Here is a 25,593-nt window from a genome sequence, read left to right on the forward strand (position 1 = left end):
GTCTTTATTGGGCTGCAGGCCTGTTTGGCTAAAATTTTTCCGGATGCCTGTTCAGGCTGCCGCGTAGGGGTTGCGCAGCAAGATGGTGTGGTCGCGGTCCGGGCTGGTGGAGATCATGTGAATCGGCACGCCGGTGACTTCTTCGATGCGGTGCAGGTACTTCTGGGCGGCCGCAGGCAGCTTGTCGTATTGCGTCACGCCCACGGTGCTCTGGCTCCAGCCCGGCAGGGTTTCATAAATCGGCTTGCAGCGCTCGATGTCTTCGGCGCCCATCGGCAGGATGTCGGTGATGTGGCCGTCGAGCTCGTAGCCGGTGCAAAGCTTGAGTTCTTCAATGCCGTCCAGCACGTCGAGCTTGGTGATGCACAGGCCCGACAAGCCGTTGACCTGGGCCGAGCGCTTGAGCAGCGCGGCGTCAAACCAGCCGCAGCGGCGGCTGCGCCCGGTGGTCACGCCTTTTTCAGCGCCTACGGTGCTGAGGTGGTAACCCACGGTGCCCGGTTTTTCCCAGTCGAGCTCGGTCGGGAAAGGCCCGCCGCCCACGCGGGTGCAATAGGCCTTGGTGATGCCCAGGATGTAGTGCAGCATGCCCGGGCCCACACCCGCGCCGGCGGCCGCATTGCCGGCCACGCAGTTGCTGGAGGTCACATAGGGGTAGGTGCCGTGGTCCACGTCGAGCAAGGTGCCTTGCGCGCCTTCAAACAGCAGGTTGGCGCCGCCCTCGTTGGCGTCGTTCAGTTCGCGCGAGACGTCGGCCATCATGGGCTTGAGCAACTCGGCATGGCGCATGGCTTCTGCGTATACCGTGTCGAAATCAACGGCCGGCGCATGCAGGTAGCCGGTCAGGACGAAGTTGTGCAGGTCCAGCAGCTCGCGCAGCTTGGCGGCAAAGCGGTCGGGGTATTTCAGGTCCTGAACGCGCAAGGCGCGGCGGGCGATTTTGTCTTCATAGGCGGGGCCGATGCCGCGGCCGGTGGTGCCGATCTTGCTCGTGCCGCCTTTCTCGCGATAGGCTTCGCGCGCGACATCCAGCGCGACGTGGAAAGGCAAAATCAACGGGCAGGCTTCGCTGACGCGCAGGCGCGAGCGGACCTCAACACCGGCTTTTTCAAGCCCTTCGATTTCTTCAAACAGCTTGGCGGCAGACAGCACCACGCCGTTGCCGATGTAGCACTTCACGCCTGGGCGCATGATGCCGCTGGGAATCAGGTGCAGCGCTGTCTTGACGCCGTTGATCACCAGCGTGTGGCCGGCATTGTGGCCGCCCTGAAAGCGCACCACGCCCTGCGACATCTCGGTGAGCCAGTCGACCAGCTTGCCTTTGCCCTCGTCGCCCCATTGGGTGCCCACGACCACGACATTGCGGCCCGCAGTTGCGGTTTGTTTGTTTGTCATCTTCAATTCTCGTTAAGGTTCGTCGGGATCAAGCCTGGCGTGGCACAAGGCCTCACGCGGCTTTCTGGAGGGGTTGGACCACCCATTGACCGGCAGCGTTGGCCAGTTCACGGTCGCAATCAAATTCATTGACTTCGTGTTCATGGCCCGGCAACACGCAGGCCACGGTTTCACCGCCGGCGCGCAGGCGGGCGATGGCCGCGCGCAGGCCGGCGTCTTCACCCCAGGGCGCGCGGATGGCGGCCTTCAGGGGCCGGGGAGGCAGCACGCTGACGAGCTCTTTCAAGTCCAGGCTGAAGCCTGCCGCCGGACGGTTGCGGCCAAAGACGGCGCCGACTTCGTCATAGCGGCCGCCCCGCGCCAGCTCGGCGCCCTGCCCGTAGATGGCAAAGCGGGTGCCGCTGTAATACGCATAGCCGCGCAAATCGGCCAGGTCAAAACTGACCTTGACGTCGCCCTTTTCGCCGCCGGTGTGGGCCGCCAGCCATTTGAGGTTTTGCAAGGCGGCCTTCAGGCCCGTCGAAGGCGGCAAAACTTTTTCCGCCTCCGCCAGCACCTTCTCGTCGCCGTAGAGCTGCAGCAGCGCCTTGAGGCCCTCGCGCGCTTCGGCAGAAATGCCATCCTTGAGGCCGGCCACGAGGCTTGCCAGCTCGCTGGCATCTTTGGCGGCGAGCGCAGCGTGGATGAGCGCCAGGGTTTTGGCGTTGACGGTGGCGCCGGCCAGCAGGCTGTTGACGATGCGCACATCGGCCATGTCAACGCTCAAATCGGTGACGCCGGCGGCCTTGAGACCTTCAAGCGCCAATTGCTGGGCTTCAAGGTCGGCCTCCAGCCCGGCGTGGCCGTAAATTTCGGCGCCGAACTGCAGCGGCTCGCGGGTGGCATGGGGGCGGTCTGTGCGGGTGTGCAGCACGGGGCCGCAGTAGCAAAGGCGGGCCACCCCGTTGCGGTTGAGCAGGTGGGCGTCAATGCGGGCCACCTGGGGCGTGGTATCGGCGCGCAATCCCAAAGTGCGGCCGGAGAGCTGGTCGACCAGCTTGAACGTCTGCAAATCCAGCGCTTCGCCGGTGCCTGTCAGGAGCGACTCCAGGTGCTCCAGCAAGGGCGGCATGACGAGTTCATAGCCATAGCTGCGGGCCGTGTCCAGAAACAGGCGGCGCAGCTCTTCGATGTGGCGCGCCTCGGAGGGCAGGACATCGGCAATTTGATCGGGCAATTGCCATGATGACGACCAGGCGGGCATTGTGATTTTCGTGGGCTGTTAAAAACAGCATTTTACCGGGCTTGAAGCCGGTTTTCGGCTCACCGGTCACCTGAGAAGGCCATGAGGCGGAAATACAGCAGTTGAAACCTTGGTGCAGGCCTGCTGAAGAAGGCTGCGCAGTTCAGGCCAGCAGGGCCAGCAGCACCAGACCGATCACGATGCTGCACAGCCCGAAGAAGCGGATCTGGCCGTCGCCCAGGGCGAGTATCTGCTCGAACATGCGACGCCAGCCACCCGGGGAGATGAACGGCAAGAGCCCTTCAATCACCAGCACCAGAGCCAGCGCCTGCCAGATGGTGTCTGCGTCCACCGCGCTTATTTTTTGGCGGGCGCAGCGCCGCTGCCGGAGCCGGGGCCGCGCATCGCCTTGAAGAAGTCGGATGAGGGGTCGAGCACCATCACGTCGCTCTTCTTGCTGAAGCTGGCCTTGTAGGCATCGAGGCTGCGGTAAAACTGGGCGAACTGCGGATCGCGGCCGAACGATTCGGCATACGCCCGGGCAGCTTCGGCGTCGCCCTCACCTTTGACTTTTTGCGCGTCGCGGTAGGCATTGGCAATGGTGACTTCACGCTGGCGGTCGGCGTCGGCGCGGATTTTTTCACCTTCGGCAGCGCCGGTTGAGCGCAGTTCGTTGGCTACGCGCTGGCGCTCGGCGACCATACGCTTGTAGACGGAATCGGTGATCGCCTCTACATAGTCCACGCGCGTGATGCGCACGTCGACGACGTCCACACCCCAGGGCTGGGCGCCCTGCACTGCCTGCAGCACTTCGCGCTTGACGTCGGCCATCAGCGCTTCGCGTTTGAGCGACAGCAAATCCTTGACGGTGCGCTTGTTGATTTCTTCCTGGAAGGCGTTGCGGACCACACGGTTGAGCTGGTTGGCACCCGCCTTTTCGTCAAGCCCGACATTGCGGATGTATTCGCTCGGCTGCGTGATGCGCCAACGCACATACCAGTCGATCACAACGCGCTGCTTCTCAGCCGTCAGCATGGGTTCCGCATCAACGCTGTCGAGCACCAGGAGGCGTTTGTCGATGTATGACACATTCTGGAACGGCGGCGGCAGCTTGAAATGAAGGCCCGGCTCCGTGATCACGTCCTTGATCTGCCCCAGGGCATAGACCACGCCAAACTGGCGTTGATCAACCACAAACAACGTGGAACTGAGCAGCGCCAGGAGGACCAGCAGCGAAGAAACAATAAATCCAACTCTATTCACAATCGTCTTCCTTAGCGTGTTTCGCGTTCACGCGAACGAGCGGTGTCGCGGGAGCGGGCATCGAGGGGCAGGCTGGACACCGGCGCGGCCGGGGTGGCCGGCAAGGCCGAACCGGAAGCCAGCGGCGCTTCGCCTGCGGCAGCTGCGTCGCCCTGCGCGGTCATTTGCATGATCTTGTCCAGAGGAAGGTACAGAAGGTTGGAGCCCTGGCGGGATTCGACCAGCACCTTGGTAACGTTGGAATAGACCTGCTGCATCGTGTCGGTGTACATCCGGTCCCGCGTCACCTGCGGCGCCTTCTGGTATTCGGTCAGCACAGAGCGAAAGCGCTGCGCATCACCCTGTGCCTGCGCGACGATCTTTGCCTTGTAGGCTTCCGACTCTTCCTTGAGGCGCGAGGCCGAACCGACGGCGCGCGGAATCACGTTGTTGGCGTAGGCCTGGGCCTCATTCTTGGCGCGCTCACGCTCCTGGCCGGCCTTGAGCACGTCATCGAATGCGGCCTGCACCTGTTCGGGAGGCCTCACACCGCTTTGCTGGAGGTTGATGCCCACCACTTCAACACCGACCTTGTAGCGGTCAAGAATGGTTTGCATCAAGACGCGCACACGCGGCCCGATCTGGTCGCGCTCTTCAGCGAGGGCCAGGTCCATCTTCATTTTTCCGACCACTTCACGCACGGCCGTTTCCGCCGCTTGAACCACCGCGGCACCGGGATCCTTGCTTTCAAACAGGTAAGCGCGCGCGTCGTTCAGACGGTACTGCACCGCAAACTTGATTTCAACGATGTTCTCGTCTTCGGTCAGCATGGCTGAATCACGCAGGCCGGTGGCCTTGATGATGATGTCGCGGCCCACATCCACCGAACGGATTTGCGTGACCACGACGATTTCGTGGCGTTGGACCGGATAAGGCATGCGCCAGTTGAAACCGGCGCCCACTGTGGAATGGTATTTACCGAACTGGGTGATGACGGCTTGCTGCCCTTCCTGAACGATGAAAAAGCCCGTTCCGAGCCAGATCAGCACCGCCACGCTGGCGATCAGCCCAACGCCGATGCCGGCGCTTTTCATGTCAGGCTGGAAACCGCCGCCGTTGCCGCCGTTGTTTCCGCCATTGCCGCGGCCAAAGCCACCGCGATTGGGGTTGTTTTTGCCGCCGCCGAAAAGCCCGCCCAGCTTGCGGTTGAAATCACGCCAGAGCTCGTCCAGGTCGGGCGGGCCCTGATTGGGGCCTTGCCCCTGCGGACGGTTGGCTTGCCGGGGAGGCTCCCTGTCCTCCCGGGGGGCTTCGGGCTTTGCGTCATCGGGCGACGCCTTGTCATCGTCCCGACCCCAGCGCGGATCATTGAGATTGAACATGCCTTGGGCGCGTTGCTTGAGCCGGCCTGGCAAGGTCGTCAACGTCTGCAGCACGGGGTTCAGATTCATGGGATCAAACTCACTTTTTTTCAGTAACCGACATTGTGCCTAATGAAACCGCCGGATCAGGCAAGGTCTTCCATGGCGTGGGGTATTTCCTCAGCCGGAGGATTTGCCGCATGGTCAGCCAGCAACGCCCGCAAAAGTGGCAAGCCCTCCCCTGTCTGGGCACTCACAAAAACACGATTAACGCTGCGGCTTGAACCCTCAAAGGCGTCTCTCAACTCAAACAGGTCCTTCATGTGCAGGGGAAAACTGTCCTTTTCAATAGCGTCGAGCTTGTTGAACACCAGTATTTGCGGCACATCGGCAGCACCGATCTCAGAGAGTACACGCTGGACCTGCTCAATCTGCTCCAGGTATTCCGGATTGGCGCCGTCGACCACGTGCAGCAGCAAGTCGGCGTCTGCGGCCTCCTGCAGCGTCGCGGCAAACGCGTCTATCAGTCCATGGGGCAGGTCGCGTATAAAGCCCACCGTGTCCGACAGCGACACGGAGCGGGCTGCGTCCCCAAGGTACAGCTGCCGGGTCGTTGTATCCAGCGTGGCGAACAGCTGGTCGGCGGCATAGGCGCGCGCCTTGACCAGCGCATTGAACAGGGTTGATTTACCCGCGTTGGTATATCCCACTAGGGAAATCGTGAAGGAATTGCGGCGCTCCCGCTGCTTTCGCTGGGTCTGGCGTTGTTTTTTAACCTTGCCCAGGCGCTCTTTGGTGCGTTTGATGGCGTCGCCGATCATGCGCTTGTCGAGCTCGATCTGCTTTTCACCTGGGCCGCCGCGCACACCCGCGCCGCCGGTTTGGCGCTCCAGGTGGGACCACCGGCGCACAAGACGCGTAGACATGTATTGCAGCCTGGCCAGTTCCACCTGCAGCTTGCCCTCGTGACTGCGAGCCCGCTGGGCAAAGATCTCAAGGATCAGCAAGGTCCGGTCATTGACCGGCATATCCAGATGCCGCTCGAGGTTGCGCTGTTGCGCGGGACTCAGGGACTGGTCGAACAGGACTTCAGTGGCCCCGGTGTCCAGCGCCAGCAACTTGATTTCGTCTGCCTTGCCGGTGCCGATGAAAAGGGCGGCGTCCGGGGCCCTGCGCTTGCAGGTGACGCGCGCGACAGGCTGCAGGCCCGCTGTTTGCGCGAGCAAACCCAGTTCCTGCAGATCGGCATCAAAGTTCGGGAGCCCCAAATCTACCCCCACCAGAAGAACGAGGGGCGGCTTGGCGTTCACCGGAGCATCGTACGAACTCAGCTGGCGGGGCTTTCTTCAGACTCACTGGTCGCGAAATTCACGGCGCGACCCGGAACGATGGTGGAGATCGCATGCTTGTAGACCATCTGGGTCACAGTGTTGCGAAGCAGAACCACGTATTGATCGAAGGATTCGATCTGGCCCTGCAATTTGATCCCGTTGACGAGATAAATGGAAACAGGAACATGCTCGCGACGCAAGGTGTTGAGAAATGGGTCCTGCAAGAGCTGGCCTTTGTTGTTGCTCACGATATTTTCCGTGTTCAAAAGTTAATAGAACTTGACCTTACCACAGGGCGTGGGCGGGGTCATGTAGTCCTAGGCCGATTCCTTGTCCTTAAAGGGGTTGTGCGAGCTTTTCATCTGAATGCGCAGCGGCGTTCCAACCAGGTCGAACTCCTTGCGGAAGCGCCCTTCAAGGTAGCGCTTGTACGACTCGGTTACGTGCTCGAGCGAGTTGCCGTGGATGATGATGATCGGTGGATTCATGCCGCCCTGGTGCGCATACCGCATCTTGGGCCGGAAGACACCTGAACGCTGGGGCTGCTGAAACTGGACGGCCTCCAGCAGCAGCCGGGTCAGCACCGGGGTGGACATCTTGCGGTTGGCCGATGCGTGGGCCTGGATGATGGACTTCCAGACCGGGCCCAGGCCCTGGCGCTTGATGGCGGAAATCGGGTGGATTGAAGCGAACTTCAGGAAACCCAACCGGGTTTCGATGGAACGCTCAAGAAGCTCACGCTGGTAAGAGTCCACCGCATCCGACTTGTTGACGGCCAGCACCACGGAGCGGCCGCTTTCCAGGATGTAACCGGCGATATGCGCATCCTGGTCGGTCACCCCCTGGGTCGCGTCCAGCAGGAGCAGTACAACGTTGGCGTTCTCGATCGCCTGCAAGGTTTTGACGACGGAGAACTTTTCGATGGCCTCGAAGACTTTGCCTTTACGGCGAAGCCCGGCGGTATCGATCAGTTCAAATTTTTGCCCTGCCCGCTCAAAAGGCACCGAAATGGTGTCACGGGTCGTGCCGGGCAGGTCAAACGCCACCAGCCGTTCTTCACCCAGCCAGGTGTTGATCAGGGTGGATTTCCCCACATTGGGGCGCCCCGCCACAGCCAGGCGTATAACCGAAGGATCCTGCGGTTCGGCCTCTTCTTCCGGGTCTGGCAGATTGAGCGGTTCGAGCGCCATATCCACCAGGGTACGCATACCCTGGCCGTGCGAGGCGGAGACCGCCAGCACTTCGCCCAGGCCAAGCTCGAAAAACTCGGACAGCTGCACGCCTTCGGTCATGCCTTCGGCCTTGTTGGCCGTCAGTACGGTCGGTTTGCCCAGCTTGCGCAGGTAGTTGGCAATGTCGTGGTCCTGGGCGCTGATGCCGGCGCGGGCATCGACCACAAAGACCACCACGTCGGCTTCAGCAACCGCCTGGCGCGTCTGCTTGGCCATTTCTTTGTAGATGCCGGTTGTCGCGTCGGGCTCGAATCCGCCCGTGTCGATGACGATGTACTCGTGAGGCCCCAGCTTGCCGTTACCGTAATGACGATCCCGTGTCAGGCCGGCAAAATCGGCCACGATCGCATCCCGCGTCTTGGTCAGCCGGTTAAAAAGCGTCGATTTGCCCACATTGGGACGGCCGACTAGCGCAATGACAGGTTTCATCAATCAGTTTCTGGCAGGACCGCAGCCCTTTATTGAGGCTGGAAGCCGTAAATGCCGCCACCCTGGGTCACGGCGATCAGCGTGTTGCCGGCCAGCACGGGTGTGGCGGCAATGGCGGTGCCGTCGGTCGGAAGGCGATTCAGCAGGGAGCCGTCTTCACGCGACAGCAGGTGGATGTAGCCGGCGAAGTCGCCGATGGCGATGGAGCGCCCAACGACTACCGGGGCGGACAGGCTGCGGTAGCGCAGGCGGTCTGTAGACCACGCTCGTTCGCCGTCGGTGCGGCGCCATGCGTTCACCGTGCCATCCGCTTCGCTGCCGAAGACCAGTCGGTCATCGCCATCGACGCCTTCCACGCCATTGGCGGGTTTGGCCCAGATCAGGCTGCCGCGCGCGGCATTGACGCATCCAACACTGGCCTGGAAAGCCCGCGCGCAGACCACGTCGCCCTGCCGGCTGACCCGTCCGACCATGTCGACAAGCCGCTCAACATCGTTAATGCCGCGGGGCGTGGCGATGGGAGCCTCCCAGCGGACGCTGCCGTTGGTCGGATTCAATCCCACCAGGCGGCCGCCCAGGCCCACCACCAGCGTGTCGCCGACTGCCAGCATGACACCGGACTGGCGAAGGATGAGGGGCTCATTGGGGCGCTGTTGCGTCCAGAGTTTGCGTCCGTTTTGTCCGTCAAATGCATTCACCGACCGATCTGCCGCGAGCACAAAAACCCGCCCGCCCGCCACGAAAGGCGCGGTGAAGGCCTGCGCCACCAGTTTTTGGCGCCAGAGTTCCTTGCCGCCCTGCAGGGCGATGACCTCATTGGCCTTGCTGACTACGGCAACGACCTTGCCGTCATTGCCGGCGCCGGCCGCCAAAGGCGTATTGAGTGCCAGACGCCAGAAATCACGGCCAGTCTGGGTATCGAGCAAGGCCACGGTACCGTCACCGCTTGCAATCGCCACGCTGGTGCCCGAAACGCCCGTTTCAAGCGGAAAGTCAACCTTTCCTACCCGGCTGCTCCACACCTGGCGTGCAGATACCAGGGCGCTCACGGGCTGGAGTTCTGCCGGCTGGGGCTTGACGGGGCCACCACCAAAAAAGGAGCACCCACCCAGAGCCGCTATCAAAACAATAGCTGAAAGTGGACGCGCCGCCTGGGCTAGAGGCCTAAAAGACTGATAAATCATTTCTTCACCTCGGAGTTCGGCACTGTGGTTGCGGATTTGGTTTGCGCCGGGTCGACGCCCAGCGAATTGAGTTTGACTTCAACAAGACGCCGGTACTCGGCGCGCTCGTCGAGCTCTTTGTAGGCTTTTTCATATTCGGTGCTGGCCTCGGCTTTTTTGCCCTGGGCCGAGAAAATGTCCCCACGGCGGTCGGCAGCGAGTGCCGTAAAACCTTTGGGGAAAGAGCCTGAAACCTGCTGAAGCGCTTCATCGTAAGCCTTCTTTTCCAGAAGGAGCCCGGCCAGACGCAAACGGGCCACGGCCTTATAACCCTCGTCGGATGACTTTTCTGCAACCCACGTCAAGGCGGCACGGGAAGCGTCGACATTTCCCTTGTCGTAGTAGGCCCTGGCAGCGAGCAGACCTGCCTGCTGGGCGTAGCTGGTGCCGCCAAAACGGTCTTTCATGTCGGCCAGCGAACGATCAATCCTTGCGGTATCGCCCGACTCCACGGAGCGTTCCACTTCCTCATACATGACGGAAGCCTTCGCGGCCTGGTCGCGCTGCCAGTATTGGTAACCGTTCCAGGCGGCAAAAGCACCCAATATGACGATCAGCCCCCAGGTAATCAGGTCGCCGTACTGCTTCCAGAAGTGCTTGAGTTCATCAAGCTGTTCCTGTTCTTCCAAATCGAGATGTTTTGCCATAGAAGTCTTCTTGTTCTGACCGTTAGCGGTGCGGATTGAGTTGGGGTGATTGTAGAGGCCCGGGGAGCGGCGCCCGGATGGCCTCGGGCGGCGCGTCAGTCGTGCAAGGTGCGGGCCCAGGCGGCCACATCGCCCAGAGGCCGCAGCGCCTGGGCCTGAAGGGGCTGGTCTTTTTCGCCACGCAGCGGTTTGACGGCCACGCAGCCCTGGGCGAGTTCGGCCTCCCCGAAAATCAGCGCATAGCGCGCCCCGCTGCCGTCGGCCTTCTTGAATTGGGATTTCATGCTTCCCATGCCTTCGCTGGTTCCACCGTGCATCTGCACGCGGATGCCGGCAGCGCGCAAGGCTTCACAGGCCGCCATGGCAGCCGGCATCTCATGCGCCGACGGGACGATCGCATAGGCATCGGGATGACTCACAGGCGGCAGCACCCCCACCGCATCGAGCAGCAGCAGCATGCGCTCAACGCCCATGCCCCAGCCGACCGCCGGCGTCGGTTTGCCGCCGAGCTGCTCGAACAGGCCGTCATAGCGACCACCGCCGCAGACTGTGCCCTGCGAACCGAGCTTGTCAGTGATCCATTCAAATACGGTGAGGTTGTAGTAGTCCATGCCGCGCACCAGGCGCGGATTGATGCGATAGGTGAGCCCCACCGCGTCAAGCACCGCGCGCACTGCGTTCAGGTGCGAGAGCGATGCTTCCCCGAGAAAGTCCATCAGCTGCGGAGCGGCCTCGACAAGCGCCTGCATCGCGGGATTCTTGGTATCAAGGATGCGCAGCGGATTGCTGTGCAAACGGCGCCGGGCATCTTCGTCCAGCACGTCGGCATGCGCTTCGAAATACGCAATCAGTGCGGCGCGGTGCGCCATGCGCTCGGCGGGCTGGCCCAAACTGTTGAGTTCGAGCCGCACGTGCTCCATCGGAATGCCGAGGTCACGCAACAGCGCGCGGCACATGAGGATCTGCTCGGCGTCCACGTCGGGGCCGGCAAAACCCAATGCCTCGACATCGATCTGGTGGAACTGGCGGTAGCGGCCTTTCTGCGGACGCTCGTGACGAAACAGCGTCACGGCCGACCAGACCCGCATCGGCCCGTTGTACAGCGTGTTGTGCTCAATCATCGCGCGCACGATGCCGGCGGTGGCTTCGGGGCGCAGCGTGAGCTTGTCGCCGTTCATCGAATCCACGAAGGAGTACATCTCCTTCTCGACGATATCGGTGACTTCGCCGAGGCCGCGTACGAACAGCGCCGTGGGCTCAACGATGGGTGTACGGACATTGGCGTAGGCGTAGCGGGCCATCAGCGCACGCACCTTGGACTCAAACCACTCCCAACGGGCCGATTCGGGCGGCAGGATGTCGTTCATGCCTTTGACGGCGAGCAGTTTTTCTGTCTTCGCCAAAGCGGGCTTCTCCACCGCAGTGGCAGTTGTTTTTTCAACCATGGGTATTACGCGGTTTCGGCGACGGGTTGCGTGCCAAAGCGCTTTTCAATGTAGTTTTCAACAATGACCTGGAACTCCTGAGCGATGTTCTCGCCGCGCAAGGTCAGTCGTTTTTCGCCGTCAATAAAAACCGGCGCAGCCGGCGCTTCGCCGGAACCTGGCAAGCTGATGCCGATATCGGCATGCTTGCTCTCTCCAGGGCCGTTGACGATACAGCCCATCACGGCAACCTTGAGGCCTTCAACGCCAGGGTATTGCTTGCGCCAGACGGGCATCTGGTCCCGCAGGAAATCGTCAATCTGCTTGGCCAGCTCCTGAAAGGTGGTGCTGGTGGTGCGGCCGCATCCGGGGCATGCCGTGACACTGGGCACAAAAATCCGCAAGCCCAGCGCCTGGAGTATCTCCGACGCGATCACGACTTCCTGCGTACGGGCCTCACCGGGCTGCGGCGTCAGGGAGACGCGAATGGTGTCGCCCACGCCTTCCTGCAGCAGGATGGACAGCGCCGTGGCCGAGGCCACCGTTCCTTTGGTGGCCATACCCGCCTCGGTTAGACCCAGGTGAAGGGGGTGATCAGTACGGCGAGCCAGCTCACGATAGACCGATATGAGATCCTGAACGCCGCTCACCTTGCAGGAAAGAATGATCTGGTTGCGGGACATTCCCATTTCCTCTGCGCGCCGTGCCGAATCGACCGCAGAGGTAATCAGCGCCTCATACATCACCTGCCGGGCATCCCAGGGCGTGGCGCGCGCACTGTTTTCATCCATCAGGCTTGCCAACAGTTCCTGGTCGAGGCTGCCCCAGTTCACACCGATACGGACCGGTTTTTTCCAGCGCATTGCCACTTCGATCATCTGGCCGAACTGGCGATCGCGCTTGTCTCCCTTGCCGACGTTGCCAGGGTTAATGCGGTACTTTGACAGCGCCTCGGCGCAGGCAGGGTAATCAGTGAGCAACCGGTGGCCGTTGTAATGAAAGTCACCGATCAGCGGCACATCAATACCCATCCGGTCCAGCTGCTCGCGAACATACGGCACGGCCGCCGCGGCCTCTGGCGTATTGACGGTGATACGCACCATTTCAGAGCCTGCCAGCGCAAGCTCCTTGACCTGGATGGCGGTGCCAATGGCGTCCACCGTATCGGTATTCGTCATCGACTGGACACGTACAGGCGCGTCGCCGCCCACCGTGACGATGCGAGCTCCCCAGGCAATCTGCGCTTGAAGGGATCGCCGCGGTTTGGGAAAAGCAGACTCTATGGGAAGACAGCCTTGCAGCACTATTTCACCTCAAATCGGGCTACGTTATCCCTGGCAACGGCGTTCAGGTCGAATGCCCGTCCGCGCACCTGCACTTGCGTGGCATCCGCCCGGCCCACTACCGCAGCAAGCGGCAATGCACCGGATGCGCCAGCAGCCTCACCGGCCGTCAAGGTCCGGCGCAACACGACGACCCCTTTGGCATCGGTCACCTCAACCCAGGACTCACCCTTGGCAAGGAAAGTCACAATCCCCGAAGGCACTGTTTGCGAGGCGGCAGCAATACCGATTGATGCCGATGCCGGATTGGCGGGCGCAGGGGATGGCACTGAAATTGACAGGGGGATGGGGGTTGGTTGCACGGCAGGCACAGGGGAAGGGGCGGTTCCCGCGATTGCGGCGCTTGCTGCCGCAAAAGGCTCATTGGCTTGTGCGGAAGGCACCGCAGGCTTGGCACCCTCAGCAAGCCCTGCCCCCATCATCGCCACAGCTGCAGGCAAGGGTTTGACGGGCTCCGCGGCAATGGCCGGCATATCTGAATCAACCTTGGCGCCGGCTCCATCGTGCTTAACGGCCGGCAAAAAAATCAGCACCAGTGCACCAAGCAAGAAAACAAGCCCTGCAAGAACAGCCGGCTTGGAGACCTGCGTCCAGATCGAAGGCCCCGGGGCTTCGCCCGGCGAACGGAACGGTGCGTTAATGCCCGCGCCCTGGTATATCAATTTGGGGGCACTGGTCTGGGGTAGACGCTCAAGTACCGCTGAAGCGTCCAGTTTCAAGGTGCGACACACACTTGACGCCAATGCACGCACAAAGACCGCATCCGGAAGCAAATCAAAACGGTCCTGCTCCAGCGCCTCGAGCTTTTTAACCGGGACCTTGAGCGATACGGCAAGGGCGGCAATATGCATTCCCGCAGCTTCTCTTGCCTGACGCAGCAAGGCGCCCGCCGTCACCTCTGGAGGCGCCGCATCGCCGTGACCCAAGCCGGGCTCACCAACGGACTGGCCGGCAGGCGTTGGATCAAGGTCACTCATTGAAAGCACCCTTTTCATAGGAAGCTGCTTCGCGGGATGCCGCAAACCGTTTTTTCAGCTGATCGCCCAGTTGGCGCACAGTGTCCCGATTATTGAGCTTTTGTTCGGTCTTGATGCCCAGCCACAAGGTTTCCGCGTTGGCAAGGTCGCTGTTATTCAGACGGCGTATGTAGAACTGTGCACGCGTGAAATCGCCGCGCTCGTACAGCAGGTTAGCCAGGTTGTAGCCCGTCACCGGATTACCCGCATCCAGTTCATAGGAGTGCATAAAGCTTTGCTCGGCCTCTGCCCGCTGCCCGGCACGGACCTGACAGACGCCCTGGGTCATCAGCGTTTTGGCGGTGCCGCCATATGTAGGGTTGGCTACTGCCTGTGCAAAAAAACGGGCGGAATCGGCGTACCGCCCCTGCTGGCACATCAGCCATCCATAGTTGTGCGCCACATCAGCGTCGCGAGGATTCAGCGCCAGTGCGCGGCGAAAACTGTCTTCGGCCATGGGCATGTCGTTCAGGCGCATGTACACGAGGCCGCGAAGGTTGTACGCCTCCGCGAAAGTCGGGTCGGTCGCAAGTGACTGTTTGATTTCATCCAGGGCTACATTGGTCTGCCCTTGCTCGAAATATCCCGTCGCCAACTCGAGGCGCAGCCGGGCACGCCGGCGCGTGTCGGATTCATCAGATTCGGTGATGATGTCATTGCGATTGCCGGGTGTAGCAGGCGCATTCTGCGGGTTGGCACACCCCGCCAGCAGCACAACCAGCCAGCAAGCCGCGACCCAGATCACATTAGACAAAAACCTCATACACCCACCCCCTTAGCCACAACGACCTTGATTCCCCCGAGCATACCTTGCCGCTGCGCCGCCATGCGTTGATCCACGCCAGTGCGATCCTGCACATCGCCGGCAAGCTGTCCGCAGGCAGCGTCGATATCGTCTCCACGGGTCTTCCTGACAGTGGTCACAATGCCCGCATCCAGAAGGATTTTCGCGAAAGCCGAGACTTGCGGCATATCCGAACGCTTCAACCCCGAGGCCGGAAATGGATTGAAGGGAATCAAATTGAATTTGCAGGAAAGGCCTTGTGCAGCGTGAGACTGAACCAGCGCCACCAGTTGGCGGGCATGTTCGGGCTGGTCGTTCACCCCATCCAGCATGCAGTATTCAAACGTGATGAAGTCCCTGGGAGCCGATGCCTGGTAACGGGTACAGGCTTGCAACAGCTCTTCAATAGGGTATTTTTTGTTCAGCGGCACCAGGTTGTCACGCAGCGCATCTTCCGGCGCATGCAATGACACAGCCAAGGCCACCGGGCAATCTTTGGCCAAGCGGTCAATCATGGGCACAACGCCCGACGTAGAGACCGTCACCCGGCGCCGTGACAAGCCATAACCATGGTCGTCCAGCATGACCTTCAGGGCGGGCAATAGCTGCGAGTAATTTTGCAGGGGCTCACCCATACCCATCATCACCACGTTGGAAATGACCCGCTCTTCGCGGCCCAAATGCTGGCGCAGGAAATGTTCTGCAAACCACAGTTGGGAAATGATTTCGCCAGTAGTCAGATTACGGCTGAAGCCCTGATGGCCCGTCGAGCAAAACCGGCAACCGACAGCACAGCCAGCCTGCGACGAAATGCACAGGGTACCGCGATCTGTTTCTGGAATAAAAACTGTTTCGATAACGTCGCCGGCGCCCACATCGAACAGCCATTTGATGGTGCCGTCAGTGGAGTCATGACGGGAAACCACTTTGGGCCCCTGGATATGGGCGGAGCCTGCGAGTTTTTCGCGCAGGGACTTCGCCAGATCCGTCATTTGCGCGAAATCCGTCGCACCTTTCTGATGAAGCCAGCGAAAGAGTTGCGTAGCACGAAAGCGCTTTTCGCCGAGCCGCTCGCAAAAAGCGGCCAAACCCTCCAGATCGTAGTCAAGAAGATTGGCCGTCATCGCAGAGTGCGACCGACTGAACCGCCCCAAGCAAGCGACGGCCCTGACAGGGTGTGGCAAAGCGTGGGGGCGGACATGGTTTAACGCGAGTAGACGTTCATGCCGGGGAAGAAGAACGCGATTTCCACTTTGGCTGTTTCAGCGGCGTCGGAGCCGTGAACGGCGTTGGCGTCGATGCTGTCAGCGAAATCGGCGCGAATGGTACCTGCTGCGGCCTTTTTCGGGTCCGTTGCCCCCATCAGGTCACGATTTTTCAGGATAGCGCCTTCGCCTTCCAGCGCCTGGATCATGACCGGGCCGGAAATCATGAAGGAAACCAGGTCCTTGAAGAAAGGACGCTCTTTGTGCACGGCGTAGAAGGCCTCGGCCTCACCTTGCGACAGGTGGGCCATGCGGGCAGCCACGACCTTCAGGCCGGCGGCTTCAAAACGCGCGTAGATCTGGCCGATCACGTTTTTGGCCACTGCGTCGGGTTTGATGATGGAAAGAGTGCGTTCGATTGCCATGAGAGTTCCTTAACGAGATTTCTTGGATTTTTTAAATTATTCAAAAATTGAATAAAGCCTATGATTTTAACCTGTGGGCTGCCCACTGGAGATCAACCCTCTGCCCTTCAGTGCTTCTGCAGGCGATTAGCGGTTGCCGCCACGACTTCCGCCGCCCCGGTTGCCGCCTCCGCGGTTTCCACCGCCATTCCCCCCGCCGCCGCGACGCTGGCCGCTGGCATTGTTTCCACCGCCCATACCCGGCCCGCCGCGGCGTTGCTGACCTTGGCCTTGGCGCTGGCGCGTGAAGGTATCCGCTCCTATGTAGCCAAACGATGTTTTCATCGGGTCCGGCTGAGCGCCGCCGGGTAGCTTGTCGCCGCGATCCCCGCGGTCGTCGCGCCGTTTTTGTCCTTGCAGGCCGTTGCCGGCGGGTGGGCCCGAACGCGAGCCGGGGCCGGCGTTTCCGCCCTGTCCCCGCCCTTTTCCGCCGCGGCGGCGGTTGCTGCGGGGCGCCGAATCATTGCGGGGAAGCGGCGGCTGCAAATCATCGGGATCCTGCTCGGCGCCGTCTTGCGGCGCGGCGTCAGATGCGCCCATGTTGGCCGGCGGCGCCGGGAAACGGTCGCGGCCGCCACGCGGCCGCTCGTTCCTGCGCGGGCCCCTCCCATGGCGCGGTTCGCCGCCATCATTGCCCGGCGCGCCAGGCTGCTGGCTTCCTGCGGTTGCGCGCGAATCGGCACGAGATTCTGAGCGCGTCAATGCGCTGGTCAGGGCCCAGATATCGCGTTCGTCCAGCTCGACAAATGCACCACGCTTGAGGCCGCGCGGGAGCACCATGGCGCCATAGCGAATACGGATCAGGCGGCTGACCGCGTGGCCAACGGCCTCGAACATGCGCCGGACTTCGCGGTTGCGGCCCTCGGAAATGGTAACGCGGTACCAACAGTTGGCGCCCTCGCCGCCACCGGCCTCAATTGAGCTGAATTGAGCGACACCGTCGTCCAGAGTCACACCATCGAGCAGCCGCTTTTTCTCTTCATTGTTCAATGCACCCAGCACTCGAACCGCATATTCGCGCTCAAGGCCGAAGCGAGGGTGCATCAGCTTGTTGGCCAGTTCGCCGGAACTGGTCAATAACAGCAATCCCTCGGTGTTCAGGTCAAGACGACCCACCGATTGCCATTTCCCCTGGAACAGTTTGGGCAACCGCCGAAAAACCGTCGGGCGATTCTGCGGATCGTCGTGAGTGACGACTTCGCCGGTGGGCTTGTGATACGCAATCACCCGCGGCGGCGGCGGATCGATGCGCAGCCGGATTGGCTTACCGTTCACCTTGACCGTATCGCCGAACTGGATACGCTGGCCGATGTGGGCCGGCTCGGCATTGACCGAAATGCGCCCCTCCAGAATGAGCTGCTCCATTTCAAGGCGAGAGCCCAAGCCAGCCTGGGCCAGCACCTTGTGCAGCTTTGGAGTTTCAGGTTGCGGCGAAAGCACTCGCTTGGGCGGTGCGAGGGCAACATCCTCTTCATCAGCGTCAAACTGCCCCGTCACCACGTCTTCAAACCTTATCGCGCCAACAACAGGCTGAGCGTTCCGACCCTTGGCGGAACGCTGCGGCGGCGTATCAACTTCCACAGGCAAGATCACTTCGGGAGTCTCCCGTACAGGCTGCTCTTGGGACGCCACTTTGGTTTGGTCCTCAGCAGGCGTATCCACAGATTCGGAGGCGGGAGGGTCTTGTTGGGTCATTTTTTACATTCGTGCGGGTAAATCGCCGTCGTTTTGCCCGGCAGACTCGGAAGCGCTTTCATCAGCGATCACCTCAGAGGTTTCGGGTATTTCCCCTGGGTCCGCCGCCTCCGCCGTTTCTGCCGTTTCGATTGCCGCGGTCGCCATGCTTGTTTCAATCAGGCCTTCCGCCAAGACCGCGTCTTGCGCCACAGGCACCTCTCCGTTCACTTCATCCCCGCCATCCGCCAACCCGGCCATGCCGAACTCGATTTGCTCAAGCATCGCGGCCGGCGTAGACGTGTTGTTGTCCATAACAGGAAGCTGGTCCAGCGACTCCACGCCCAGGTCGTCCAAAAACTGCCGGGTGGTGGCATACAGTGCCGGCCGGCCTACGGTCTCCCGGTGGCCTATGACCTCGACCCAGCCTCGATCTTCCAATTGCTTGAGGATCATGCTGTTGATCGTGACGCCCCGAATGTCCTCCATGTCACCGCGCGTTACCGGCTGGCGGTAAGCAATGATCGCCAGGGTCTCGAGGGTCGCACGGCTGTAGCGCGGGGGTTTTTCAGGATGGAGCCTGTCGAGGTACTCCCGCATCTGAGGACGGCTTTGAAAGCGCCAGCCGGTTGCCACGTGAACGAGTTCGACACCGCGTCCCGACCAGTCGTTCTGCAATTCTTCCAATACCAGCTTGAGGCTGTCCGCTGTCAGTACCCCGTTAAACAGAACGCCCATTTCACGCAATGGCAGCGGCTGCTGCGCGCAAATGAGAGCTGTCTCGAGGACGCGCTTTGCATCCGTCGTATTCATGATTGTGGTCGTTCCGAAAAAGGGCGGAAAAAAAGGCCGGGAAAACGTTGGTTCGGCGCTTGTTCGCGCAATGCATCCATGCGCAATCTCCTTGTACAGGATGCCATGGTGCAGGTAGCTGAAAACTACGAAATTTGATTGTATATCAGGCCCAAACCCGCAATAGCGGCCTGAAGATCCGCCGGCGGGTCCGATTTGAACTCCATCGCCTGACCGGTAAACGGGTGTTCAAACGCCAACCGACAAGCATGAAGCCCCTGCCGGCCCAAACCCGCCGCAAGCGCTCCCCCATACATCTCGTCAGACACCAGCGGATGCCCCAGAAACGCCATATGAACCCGAATCTGGTGCGTTCGGCCTGTATGCAGCTTGCACCTCACGAGGCAATAGGGCCCCGCACTTTGTATCAACGACACCACGGTGGAGGCCGTCTTGCCAGCGTTCCTATCCAGGTCCACAACGGCCATTCGCAGTCGATTGCGCGGGTCGCGGCCGATGGGAGCATCAACCTGGCGAGTCCCAGCGCCTTGCCAGGCGCCGTGAGCCAGCGCGACATATTCACGGCTCACGCTGCGGGCTGCAATCAAGCCGACCAACTGATCCATCACCACCCGCTGGCGTGCCACCACCATCAGTCCACTGGTATCTTTGTCGAGGCGGTGGACGATACCGGCGCGCGGCAGAAAAGCAGCTTGCGAGTCATAAGCCAGCAAGCCGTTCAGCAGAGTACCGCTCCAGTTGCCAGGCGCCGGGTGCACCACCAACCCTGCTGGTTTGTTGATCACCATCAGATATGCGTCTTCAAACACGATATCCAGCGTCATCGCTTCGGGCTTGAAGGCCTGGCTTTGAGGGGTGGGCCTCAACTCGATCACCAGCTCATCGCCCACCCTGACTTTGGCGGAGGCCTTTGTCACCGAAACGCCGCCCAGCGTCACTACACCGGCCTCGATTAATTGCTGGAGATAAGTACGCGAGAACTCGGGCACAATGGCGGCCAAAGTGCGGTCAAGACGACTGCCGTGACTGTCCGCAGGGACCGTCACCCGCCGCAATTCCATCTCGGCAGCGGTATCTCCCTCCTCCTGGACTTCATCCGGGACGCTTTCAGGCGTAGTAGCGGCCGATATAATCAATTTGCTCTGTTCAGAATCAGTCATCAAGAAGGTAGATTGCAATGTTTTCCACCAAATTATCGGTTGTTCCCAATGCAATGCCGCTTTTTGCAGCTATTTGCGCGCTGTCTTTCGTCATTGCCGGCTGCTCGAGTACGCCGGCGCCTGACAAAACGGCCACCTGGAGCCCGAACAAGATTTACGCCGAAGCCAAAGATGAAGCGAATTCCGGCGCTTATGACAAGGCGATCCCGTTGTACGAAAAGCTGGAAGGCCGCGCGGCAGGCACACCGCTGGCTCAGCAAGCCCAGCTCGAAAAAGCTTATGTTCAGTACAAAGGTGGGGAGTTGCCTCAGGCAATCGCAACCCTCGACCGCTTCATGAGGCTTCATCCAGCCAGCCCTGCGATGGACTACGCGCTCTATCTCAGGGGCCTCGCAAACTTCAATGACAACCTCGGTGTTTTTGGGTTTATTTCACGCCAGGATCTGTCGGAGCGGGATCAGAAAGCAGCCAAGGAATCTTTTGAATCGTTCAGGACCTTGGCAACCCGCTTCCCGGAGTCAAAGTACACACCAGATGCCCGCCTGCGGATGAACTACATCGTGAATTCTCTGGCCCAGTCGGAGGTGCACGTAGCGCGCTACTACTACTCCCGCGGAGCCTACGTTGCGGCCATCAATCGTGCGCAGACCGCGATTGCCGATTACCGCGACGTCCCGGCGCTGGAAGAAGCCACATTCATTCTTTACAAATCCTACGATGCCTTGGGCATGGTCGAGCTGCGGGATGACGCCCGCCGCATTCTGGAAAAAAGTTATCCGCAAAGCGAGTACCTGAGCAAAGGGTTCAGGTCGGTAGACAGTCCCTGGTACAAGTTCTGGTAAGGGCTTCCAGCCTTTCCATCAGTTCCTCCTCGGACGCCAATCTCTTCATGGGCGGAAGCGCCCTCAGCAAGCGCCGCCCGTAGCCCATGGTCGCCAGGCGGCTGTCGCATACCACCAGCACGCCTTGGTCGCTTTCGCGGCGTATCAACCGCCCGGCCCCCTGCTTGAGCGCAACGGCCGCCTCGGGCAGGAAGTAGTCGTTGAACGCACTGCGCCCCTGTGACTCGAGAAGCTTTGAACGCGCCTCCGCCAACGGATCGTTCGGCGGTGGAAAGGGCAGCTTGTCGATGATGACCAACTGAAGGGCGTCGCCGGGCACGTCAATGCCTTCCCAGAAAGAGGCCGATGCCACCAGCACACAGCCCTTGCCCCCATGGGTATTTCCTTCACGGAAACGATCAATCAGTACACGCTTGGGCATGGCCCCCTGGACAAGGACTTCCATGTCGGCTGAGTGCGGGAATACTTCCTTCAGGGCATCTCCTATCGCACGCAAGGCCCGCAGCGTCGTCGTGAGTACCATGGTGCGCCCACCCAGTTGCCGCGACCACTTCGCAGCAGATTTGGCCACTTGTGCGGTGTGAGCGGGATCTCCCGGCTTGGGGAAACCCTGGGGAACATAGACCGCAGCCTGACGCGCATAGTCAAAGGGACTCCCCACCCGCAACACCTTGGCGTCTTCCAGCCCGCATGGTTGGGTGAACCAGCTGAGTTTGTCGTCGTCCCCAAGCGTTGCGGAGGTAAATATCCAGGATTTCGCGGAATCGGCATTTGCGCCCAACACCTTGCTTTTCACGGCTTTCGAGATATCCAGCGGTGACTCGACAAGCCTCAGCTGCGTACCCACATCGGCCCAACGGACACACCCCGGCTCACAAGCGTTGACAAAACACCCGGCACGCGCCGCCAACTCTGTGGCGCGCTCGTGAAGCCGCACAAAATCAGGAGCAATCTTGCTCACCGTGTCTAATGCCGAACATGCCTGTTCGCATGCCGCGTGAACAGATCGCAATGCGTCTTGCCACTCCGTGACGTCCAGCCCTTCAGGGCACTCACCTACCCACCTCAACTTGGTTCCGGGATACTGCTTGCCGGCGCAAAGCCGGAGTTCTCGGGCTGCATGTTCGACAGCGGCAACGACCTCCTGCCAGTCCACCAGCCCACGGGCCAATTGCAGCCCGGTAGCCAACGTATCCCTTGCAAAATCAAGGAGCTGACCGGTGGTCAGGTTGGTACCCAGAAACTGTATGCCTGTCTCATTGAGCTGGTGTGCTTCGTCGAATATGGCAATCCGGACCGAGGGCAACAGCTCTGCCACACCGGATTCACGAACCGCCAAATCGGCAAAGAAAAGATGATGGTTGATCACCACGACGTCGGCTGCCATGGCTTCCCTGCGCGCGAGGTTCACGTGACACGCCCGAAACCGCGGGCAGGTCGCACCGAGGCAATTCTCGCGGGTGGAGGTCACCAGAGGAATCATCGAAGAACGCTCGTCCAGCCCTGGAAGTTCAGCCAGATCACCTGTCCGGGTCACTTTCGACCACTCTTCAATTTTGGCGAGCGCGCGCACGGAAACCCCGTCAGGCAAATAGGCCTCCTGGCGCGCCGCCTCCATGCGATGCAGGCATAAATAGCTGCCCCGCCCTTTGAGCAGCGCTATACGCACAGGGAGTCCGAGCGCTTCGACCAACCGGGGCAGATCACGGCCAAAAAGCTGATCCTGCAAAGCCTTGGTCGCGGTCGACAGCAAAACGCGCTCTCCGCTCAGCAAGGCAGGGACCAGGTAGGAAAAAGTCTTACCAACGCCGGTACTGGCTTCGACCACCAAAGGGTAAGCGCCTTCAATAGCGTGTGCCACAGCCAGTGCCATCTCGGTCTGCCCGCTGCGCGGCATGAAATGCTCCGCTGCGCGGGACAGCACACCACCCGGCGCAAACGACTCTTCTACTTCGAGCGCAAGGGTCATCAGGCGGGCTCGGGAGGATCCAGCGACAACTCGAGTTGAGCGATCTGGTCACGCAGCTGCAGGCGCCGTTTTTTCAGGCGCCTGAGCAGCAGCTCGTCAATGGGCATTGTGTGCGCCGCAATGTCGACCAGGGCATTGAGGTCCGCATGCTCCATTTTCAGTTGAATCAGCTGCCGTTCCGGGGAATGTAAATTTAAGTCCAAGGTTTTTTATCCGTACGCGCTGCTTCGCTTGATAATACGTCGATTGCGACCATAAATCGAGCCTCGCGCCCGAACGACCACACAATGTCCAAAGGTTATCGAATCACAGCCTCCACCGGCATCCACAAGGGTGACCGGGACTATCAGCAAGACCAGGTCAACCTGTTCAGTCACTCACGAATTCCCGGCTGCATGCTGGGAATCGTGGCGGATGGCATGGGCGGGCGAAGTGGCGGGCGAAAAGCCTCGGACCAGGTCATGCTGACAGCGAAGCAACTCTTTGAGCGCTACGCACCCGAGACAGATGACGCGCCTGCGATGCTCAAGCAGATCATTGAGGAGGCGCACATCGTGATCAAGCTCACGGCAATCTCGGCCGAACAAGAGCCCCACAGTACGCTGGCCGCCTTCCTGATCAATCCGGGCGGTGATTGCCATTGGGTGCATACCGGCGACTCCCGCATCTACCACTACCAGGGCAGCAAGCTGGTGCACAGGACAGTGGACCATTCTTACGTGCAGACGCTGGTCGACAAAGGCGAGATTACCGAGGACGAAGCGAACGTCCATCCGCAATCCAACATCCTGATGGGTTGCCTGGGCACCGAAGAAGCGCCACCCATCACGCATCACTTTATCCCGCAACTGCGGCCCGAGGACGTGTTGCTGGCCTGCAGCGACGGCGTGTGGCACTATTTCAGCGCCAGCGAAATGGGTTCCGCCCTGTCCATGCTGTCGCCGCGTGAAGCCACCGAATTTCTGATCCAGAAAGCCCGCTCGCGCGCAAGGGGCGGTGGCGACAACCTCTCGCTGGTGATCGTCAAGCTGGAGCCTTTGGCGCCTGAGCCGCCAGCGCGTTTACTGGGGTAAAGGCAGGGACTTTGCCGGCGGCTTGGCCTCCTTCAGCCGCTCTTTCTCGTGTTGGGCCCTGCGCTCCTGGGCTTCCTTTTGCTTTTCGCTGAATTTCTTCGCTTCTTCCGCGGCAGCGGTTTGCCTGTCGCTCCTGGCTTGGGATTTTTCCTGGCTCGCTTTTAGCCTGGTTGCGCTGGCTTCGCTTTTCTCCTGCTCGCCGGCTTGGGAGGCGGCACGATCTTCGATCTTCTTCTTTTCCCTTTCCAGGCGCGACTCATACTCTTTTACGGCTTTCGCGCGCTGGTCGGCAGCCTCCTGCAGTTTTTCAGGCGACTGTTTTTCTTCCGTCTTGCGGATCTGGTCTGCACCCCTGATGCGGCGCTCCTCATCATTGAGTATCAGTTCCTGCCGACGAAGATCGCCCATCGCCTCGCGCCGCCGTTCATTGACTTTGCCCAGACAGCTGTTGACCGCGAATTTTTTATAGCATTCGGCATCTTCTGCGAGGAACCCCGCTTCCAGCCTGGCGCGCTCGGCGCCGATTCTTGCGCGCTCGGCGTCCCTCGTTGGCGCGGCTTCTGCGGGCGCAGCCGGCTGAGCGAGCACTACCACGCACAAGGTGGCGAGAAAGCAGGCAACAGCAAGGTTTTTCATGTGAGTGTCGTATCCACGTTTCTGCGTTCAAGCGCCAGGAATTCCTTCGACTGCATTTCATTGAGCCGCGAGACCGTACGAGGAAACTCGTGAACCAGCGGCCCTTCGGTATACAACGCTTCGGGCGCTACCTCTGCCGACATGATCAGCTTGACCCTGCGGTCATAGAGCACATCCACCAACCAGGTAAAACGCCTTGCTTCCGATGCCATTCGCACCGGCATATAAGGCACGTCGCTTAGCAGCACGGTATGAAACTGGGTCGCGATTTCCAGATAATCATTTTGCGAGCGCGGCCCACCGCACAGCGTCTTGAAATCAAACCACACAACGCCGCCCGCTTTACGTCTGGCTTGAATCTGCCTTGATTCAATCTGTAACACCGGGTTTTCGTCCTGGGATTCGGCCAGGGCATTAAACGTCGCTGTCATTTCGGCATCTGCCTGGGGCCCGAGCGGCGTGTGATAGAGCCTGGCCTGCTCCAGCGTGCGCCCGCGGTAGTCCGTGCCGTTGTCGACACTGATGATCTCCAGTTTGGCCTTGAGCAACTCGATGGCCGGCAGCACGCGGTCGCGGTGCATGCCGTTTGGGTAGAGTTCGTCCGGATGAAAGTTGGAGGTGGTGACAAAACCCACGCCGTTCTCAAACAACGCCACCAGCAGCCGGTGAAGAATCATGGCGTCAGTGATATCGGCGACGTGGAACTCGTCAAAACAGATCAGCCGGTAGCGCTTGGCAATGCGCCGGCCCAATTCGTCCAACGGGTTCGCCGTGCCTTGCAGATCCTGCAATTCCCGGTGCACTTCCCGCATGAACTCGTGGAAATGCAAGCGTACTTTCCGCTTGAGGGGAACCGCGCCGAAAAAGCAGTCCATCAAAAAGCTCTTCCCCCGGCCCACGCCCCCATGCATGTAAACGCCGCGTGGAACATCCGGGTGGTTGATCAGCTTCTTGAAGGCATTGGAACGCTGCTCCTTGAAGGCGCCCCATTCGCTTGCGCAGCGCTCAAGCGCCTCCACGGCACGCAGTTGCGCAGGGTCACTCACGTACCCGCGCGCCGCGAGTTCAGCGTCATACGCCGAGCGTACTGGGAGAGTCACCGGCACTG

The 25,593-nt window shown here is 60.7% G+C and carries 25 protein-coding genes; 2 read left to right on the forward strand and 23 right to left on the reverse strand.

The features are described 5' to 3' along the window. Positions 1–51: 51 nt before the first annotated feature. The 19 genes from DT070_RS18005 to DT070_RS18095 form a co-directional block, all read right to left on the reverse strand. Complete coding sequence (locus DT070_RS18005; RefSeq protein WP_122956635.1) at positions 52–1,395, reverse strand: adenylosuccinate synthase; 1,344 nt, start codon at positions 1,393–1,395, stop codon at positions 52–54. A 52-nt stretch (positions 1,396–1,447) separates the two neighbouring features. After that, on the reverse strand, positions 1,448–2,638 hold the full coding sequence (locus DT070_RS18010) for an ATP phosphoribosyltransferase regulatory subunit (protein ID WP_122956636.1): 1,191 nt from the start codon (positions 2,636–2,638) through the stop codon (positions 1,448–1,450). A gap of 142 nt (positions 2,639–2,780) precedes the next feature. Next, positions 2,781–2,969: a DUF2065 domain-containing protein gene (locus DT070_RS18015; protein ID WP_122956637.1), complete on the reverse strand. Its 189-nt coding sequence runs from the start codon at positions 2,967–2,969 to the stop codon at positions 2,781–2,783. A 5-nt stretch (positions 2,970–2,974) separates the two neighbouring features. Continuing rightward, positions 2,975–3,880, reverse strand: a complete 906-nt coding sequence (gene hflC, locus DT070_RS18020; RefSeq protein WP_122956638.1) for a protease modulator HflC — start codon at positions 3,878–3,880, stop codon at positions 2,975–2,977. 11 nt (positions 3,881–3,891) lie between these two features. Continuing rightward, a complete protein-coding gene (gene hflK, locus DT070_RS18025; RefSeq protein ID WP_122956639.1) occupies positions 3,892–5,310 on the reverse strand; it encodes an FtsH protease activity modulator HflK in 1,419 nt (472 codons plus the stop codon). A 56-nt stretch (positions 5,311–5,366) separates the two neighbouring features. After that, a complete protein-coding gene (gene hflX / locus DT070_RS18030; RefSeq protein ID WP_122956640.1) occupies positions 5,367–6,530 on the reverse strand; it encodes a GTPase HflX in 1,164 nt (387 codons plus the stop codon). A gap of 17 nt (positions 6,531–6,547) precedes the next feature. Beyond that, the gene (gene hfq, locus DT070_RS18035; protein ID WP_074574082.1) at positions 6,548–6,817 is read right to left on the reverse strand and encodes an RNA chaperone Hfq; all 270 of its coding nucleotides are present in this window, start codon (positions 6,815–6,817) and stop codon (positions 6,548–6,550) included. Positions 6,818–6,868: 51 nt separating this feature from the next. After that, entirely contained in the window at positions 6,869–8,212 is a 1,344-nt protein-coding gene (gene der, locus DT070_RS18040) for a ribosome biogenesis GTPase Der (RefSeq protein ID WP_122956641.1), read from the reverse strand. 29 nt (positions 8,213–8,241) lie between these two features. Then, positions 8,242–9,396 carry an outer membrane protein assembly factor BamB gene (gene bamB / locus DT070_RS18045; RefSeq protein ID WP_122956642.1) on the reverse strand — a complete coding sequence of 385 codons (1,155 nt, stop codon included), beginning with the start codon at positions 9,394–9,396 and terminating at the stop codon, positions 8,242–8,244. Further along, on the reverse strand, positions 9,393–10,082 hold the full coding sequence (locus DT070_RS18050) for a tetratricopeptide repeat protein (protein ID WP_122956643.1): 690 nt from the start codon (positions 10,080–10,082) through the stop codon (positions 9,393–9,395). The genes bamB and DT070_RS18050 overlap by 4 nt, the downstream gene beginning before the upstream one ends. A gap of 95 nt (positions 10,083–10,177) precedes the next feature. After that, positions 10,178–11,527, reverse strand: a complete 1,350-nt coding sequence (hisS, locus tag DT070_RS18055) for a histidine--tRNA ligase (protein WP_122956644.1) — start codon at positions 11,525–11,527, stop codon at positions 10,178–10,180. A gap of 5 nt (positions 11,528–11,532) precedes the next feature. Beyond that, entirely contained in the window at positions 11,533–12,807 is a 1,275-nt protein-coding gene (gene ispG, locus DT070_RS18060) for a flavodoxin-dependent (E)-4-hydroxy-3-methylbut-2-enyl-diphosphate synthase (RefSeq protein WP_122957481.1), read from the reverse strand. Between the two features lie 2 nt (positions 12,808–12,809). Then, entirely contained in the window at positions 12,810–13,826 is a 1,017-nt protein-coding gene (locus tag DT070_RS18065) for a helix-turn-helix domain-containing protein (protein WP_122956645.1), read from the reverse strand. Continuing rightward, positions 13,819–14,628 carry a type IV pilus biogenesis/stability protein PilW gene (gene pilW / locus DT070_RS18070; protein ID WP_122956646.1) on the reverse strand — a complete coding sequence of 270 codons (810 nt, stop codon included), beginning with the start codon at positions 14,626–14,628 and terminating at the stop codon, positions 13,819–13,821. Before pilW ends, DT070_RS18065 begins: the two co-directional genes overlap by 8 nt. After that, entirely contained in the window at positions 14,625–15,773 is a 1,149-nt protein-coding gene (gene rlmN / locus DT070_RS18075; protein ID WP_122956647.1) for a 23S rRNA (adenine(2503)-C(2))-methyltransferase RlmN, read from the reverse strand. Before rlmN ends, pilW begins: the two co-directional genes overlap by 4 nt. A gap of 80 nt (positions 15,774–15,853) precedes the next feature. Then, complete coding sequence (gene ndk / locus DT070_RS18080; protein ID WP_122956648.1) at positions 15,854–16,279, reverse strand: nucleoside-diphosphate kinase; 426 nt, start codon at positions 16,277–16,279, stop codon at positions 15,854–15,856. A gap of 126 nt (positions 16,280–16,405) precedes the next feature. Further along, positions 16,406–18,013 carry a pseudouridine synthase gene (locus DT070_RS18085; protein ID WP_122956649.1) on the reverse strand — a complete coding sequence of 536 codons (1,608 nt, stop codon included), beginning with the start codon at positions 18,011–18,013 and terminating at the stop codon, positions 16,406–16,408. A gap of 3 nt (positions 18,014–18,016) precedes the next feature. Next, on the reverse strand, positions 18,017–18,805 hold the full coding sequence (gene scpB / locus DT070_RS18090; RefSeq protein ID WP_122956650.1) for an SMC-Scp complex subunit ScpB: 789 nt from the start codon (positions 18,803–18,805) through the stop codon (positions 18,017–18,019). A gap of 125 nt (positions 18,806–18,930) precedes the next feature. Then, entirely contained in the window at positions 18,931–19,965 is a 1,035-nt protein-coding gene (locus DT070_RS18095) for an RluA family pseudouridine synthase (RefSeq protein WP_122957482.1), read from the reverse strand. A gap of 17 nt (positions 19,966–19,982) precedes the next feature. Between DT070_RS18095 and DT070_RS18100 the strand changes: the two genes are divergently transcribed. After that, the gene (locus tag DT070_RS18100) at positions 19,983–20,807 is read left to right on the forward strand and encodes an outer membrane protein assembly factor BamD (protein ID WP_122956651.1); all 825 of its coding nucleotides are present in this window, start codon (positions 19,983–19,985) and stop codon (positions 20,805–20,807) included. Here DT070_RS18100 and DT070_RS18105 read toward each other — a convergent pair. Both DT070_RS18105 and DT070_RS18110 read right to left on the reverse strand, forming a co-directional pair. After that, on the reverse strand, positions 20,770–22,776 hold the full coding sequence (locus DT070_RS18105) for an ATP-dependent DNA helicase (protein ID WP_122956652.1): 2,007 nt from the start codon (positions 22,774–22,776) through the stop codon (positions 20,770–20,772). The two genes, DT070_RS18100 and DT070_RS18105, sit on opposite strands and share 38 nt — an antisense overlap. Then, positions 22,776–22,979 carry a DUF465 domain-containing protein gene (locus DT070_RS18110; RefSeq protein WP_122956653.1) on the reverse strand — a complete coding sequence of 68 codons (204 nt, stop codon included), beginning with the start codon at positions 22,977–22,979 and terminating at the stop codon, positions 22,776–22,778. The genes DT070_RS18105 and DT070_RS18110 overlap by 1 nt, the downstream gene beginning before the upstream one ends. A gap of 84 nt (positions 22,980–23,063) precedes the next feature. Here DT070_RS18110 and DT070_RS18115 point away from each other — a divergent pair, with 84 nt between their 5' ends. Then, entirely contained in the window at positions 23,064–23,849 is a 786-nt protein-coding gene (locus tag DT070_RS18115; protein WP_122956654.1) for a PP2C family serine/threonine-protein phosphatase, read from the forward strand. Here the strand turns inward: DT070_RS18115 and DT070_RS18120 are convergent. Continuing rightward, the gene (locus tag DT070_RS18120) at positions 23,838–24,485 is read right to left on the reverse strand and encodes a hypothetical protein (protein WP_122956655.1); all 648 of its coding nucleotides are present in this window, start codon (positions 24,483–24,485) and stop codon (positions 23,838–23,840) included. The genes DT070_RS18115 and DT070_RS18120 overlap by 12 nt on opposite strands. Beyond that, the gene (gene zapE, locus DT070_RS18125; protein ID WP_122957483.1) at positions 24,482–25,585 is read right to left on the reverse strand and encodes a cell division protein ZapE; all 1,104 of its coding nucleotides are present in this window, start codon (positions 25,583–25,585) and stop codon (positions 24,482–24,484) included. Before zapE ends, DT070_RS18120 begins: the two co-directional genes overlap by 4 nt. Between the last annotated feature and the right edge of the window lie 8 nt (positions 25,586–25,593).

Source organism: Polaromonas sp. SP1, assembly GCF_003711205.1.
Taxonomy (GTDB): Bacteria; Pseudomonadota; Gammaproteobacteria; order Burkholderiales; family Burkholderiaceae_C; genus Polaromonas.

What these genes read in the sequence shown, in the direction of transcription:
- scpB (WP_122956650.1), bottom strand. Translation starts at nt 18,805, where the DNA reads ATGAATACGACGGATGCAAAGCGCGTCCTCGAGACAGCTCTCATTTGC.
- bamB (WP_122956642.1), bottom strand. Translation starts at nt 9,396, where the DNA reads ATGATTTATCAGTCTTTTAGGCCTCTAGCCCAGGCGGCGCGTCCACTT.
- ndk (WP_122956648.1), bottom strand. Translation starts at nt 16,279, where the DNA reads ATGGCAATCGAACGCACTCTTTCCATCATCAAACCCGACGCAGTGGCC.
- DT070_RS18105 (WP_122956652.1), bottom strand. Translation starts at nt 22,776, where the DNA reads ATGACCCTTGCGCTCGAAGTAGAAGAGTCGTTTGCGCCGGGTGGTGTG.
- DT070_RS18005 (WP_122956635.1), bottom strand. Translation starts at nt 1,395, where the DNA reads ATGACAAACAAACAAACCGCAACTGCGGGCCGCAATGTCGTGGTCGTG.
- DT070_RS18010 (WP_122956636.1), bottom strand. Translation starts at nt 2,638, where the DNA reads ATGCCCGCCTGGTCGTCATCATGGCAATTGCCCGATCAAATTGCCGAT.
- DT070_RS18115 (WP_122956654.1), top strand. Translation starts at nt 23,064, where the DNA reads ATGTCCAAAGGTTATCGAATCACAGCCTCCACCGGCATCCACAAGGGT.
- DT070_RS18050 (WP_122956643.1), bottom strand. Translation starts at nt 10,082, where the DNA reads ATGGCAAAACATCTCGATTTGGAAGAACAGGAACAGCTTGATGAACTC.
- DT070_RS18085 (WP_122956649.1), bottom strand. Translation starts at nt 18,013, where the DNA reads ATGACCCAACAAGACCCTCCCGCCTCCGAATCTGTGGATACGCCTGCT.
- der (WP_122956641.1), bottom strand. Translation starts at nt 8,212, where the DNA reads ATGAAACCTGTCATTGCGCTAGTCGGCCGTCCCAATGTGGGCAAATCG.
- DT070_RS18100 (WP_122956651.1), top strand. Translation starts at nt 19,983, where the DNA reads ATGTTTTCCACCAAATTATCGGTTGTTCCCAATGCAATGCCGCTTTTT.
- DT070_RS18120 (WP_122956655.1), bottom strand. Translation starts at nt 24,485, where the DNA reads ATGAAAAACCTTGCTGTTGCCTGCTTTCTCGCCACCTTGTGCGTGGTA.
- DT070_RS18095 (WP_122957482.1), bottom strand. Translation starts at nt 19,965, where the DNA reads ATGACTGATTCTGAACAGAGCAAATTGATTATATCGGCCGCTACTACG.
- DT070_RS18065 (WP_122956645.1), bottom strand. Translation starts at nt 13,826, where the DNA reads ATGAGTGACCTTGATCCAACGCCTGCCGGCCAGTCCGTTGGTGAGCCC.
- rlmN (WP_122956647.1), bottom strand. Translation starts at nt 15,773, where the DNA reads ATGACGGCCAATCTTCTTGACTACGATCTGGAGGGTTTGGCCGCTTTT.
- pilW (WP_122956646.1), bottom strand. Translation starts at nt 14,628, where the DNA reads ATGAGGTTTTTGTCTAATGTGATCTGGGTCGCGGCTTGCTGGCTGGTT.
- hisS (WP_122956644.1), bottom strand. Translation starts at nt 11,527, where the DNA reads ATGGTTGAAAAAACAACTGCCACTGCGGTGGAGAAGCCCGCTTTGGCG.
- hflK (WP_122956639.1), bottom strand. Translation starts at nt 5,310, where the DNA reads ATGAATCTGAACCCCGTGCTGCAGACGTTGACGACCTTGCCAGGCCGG.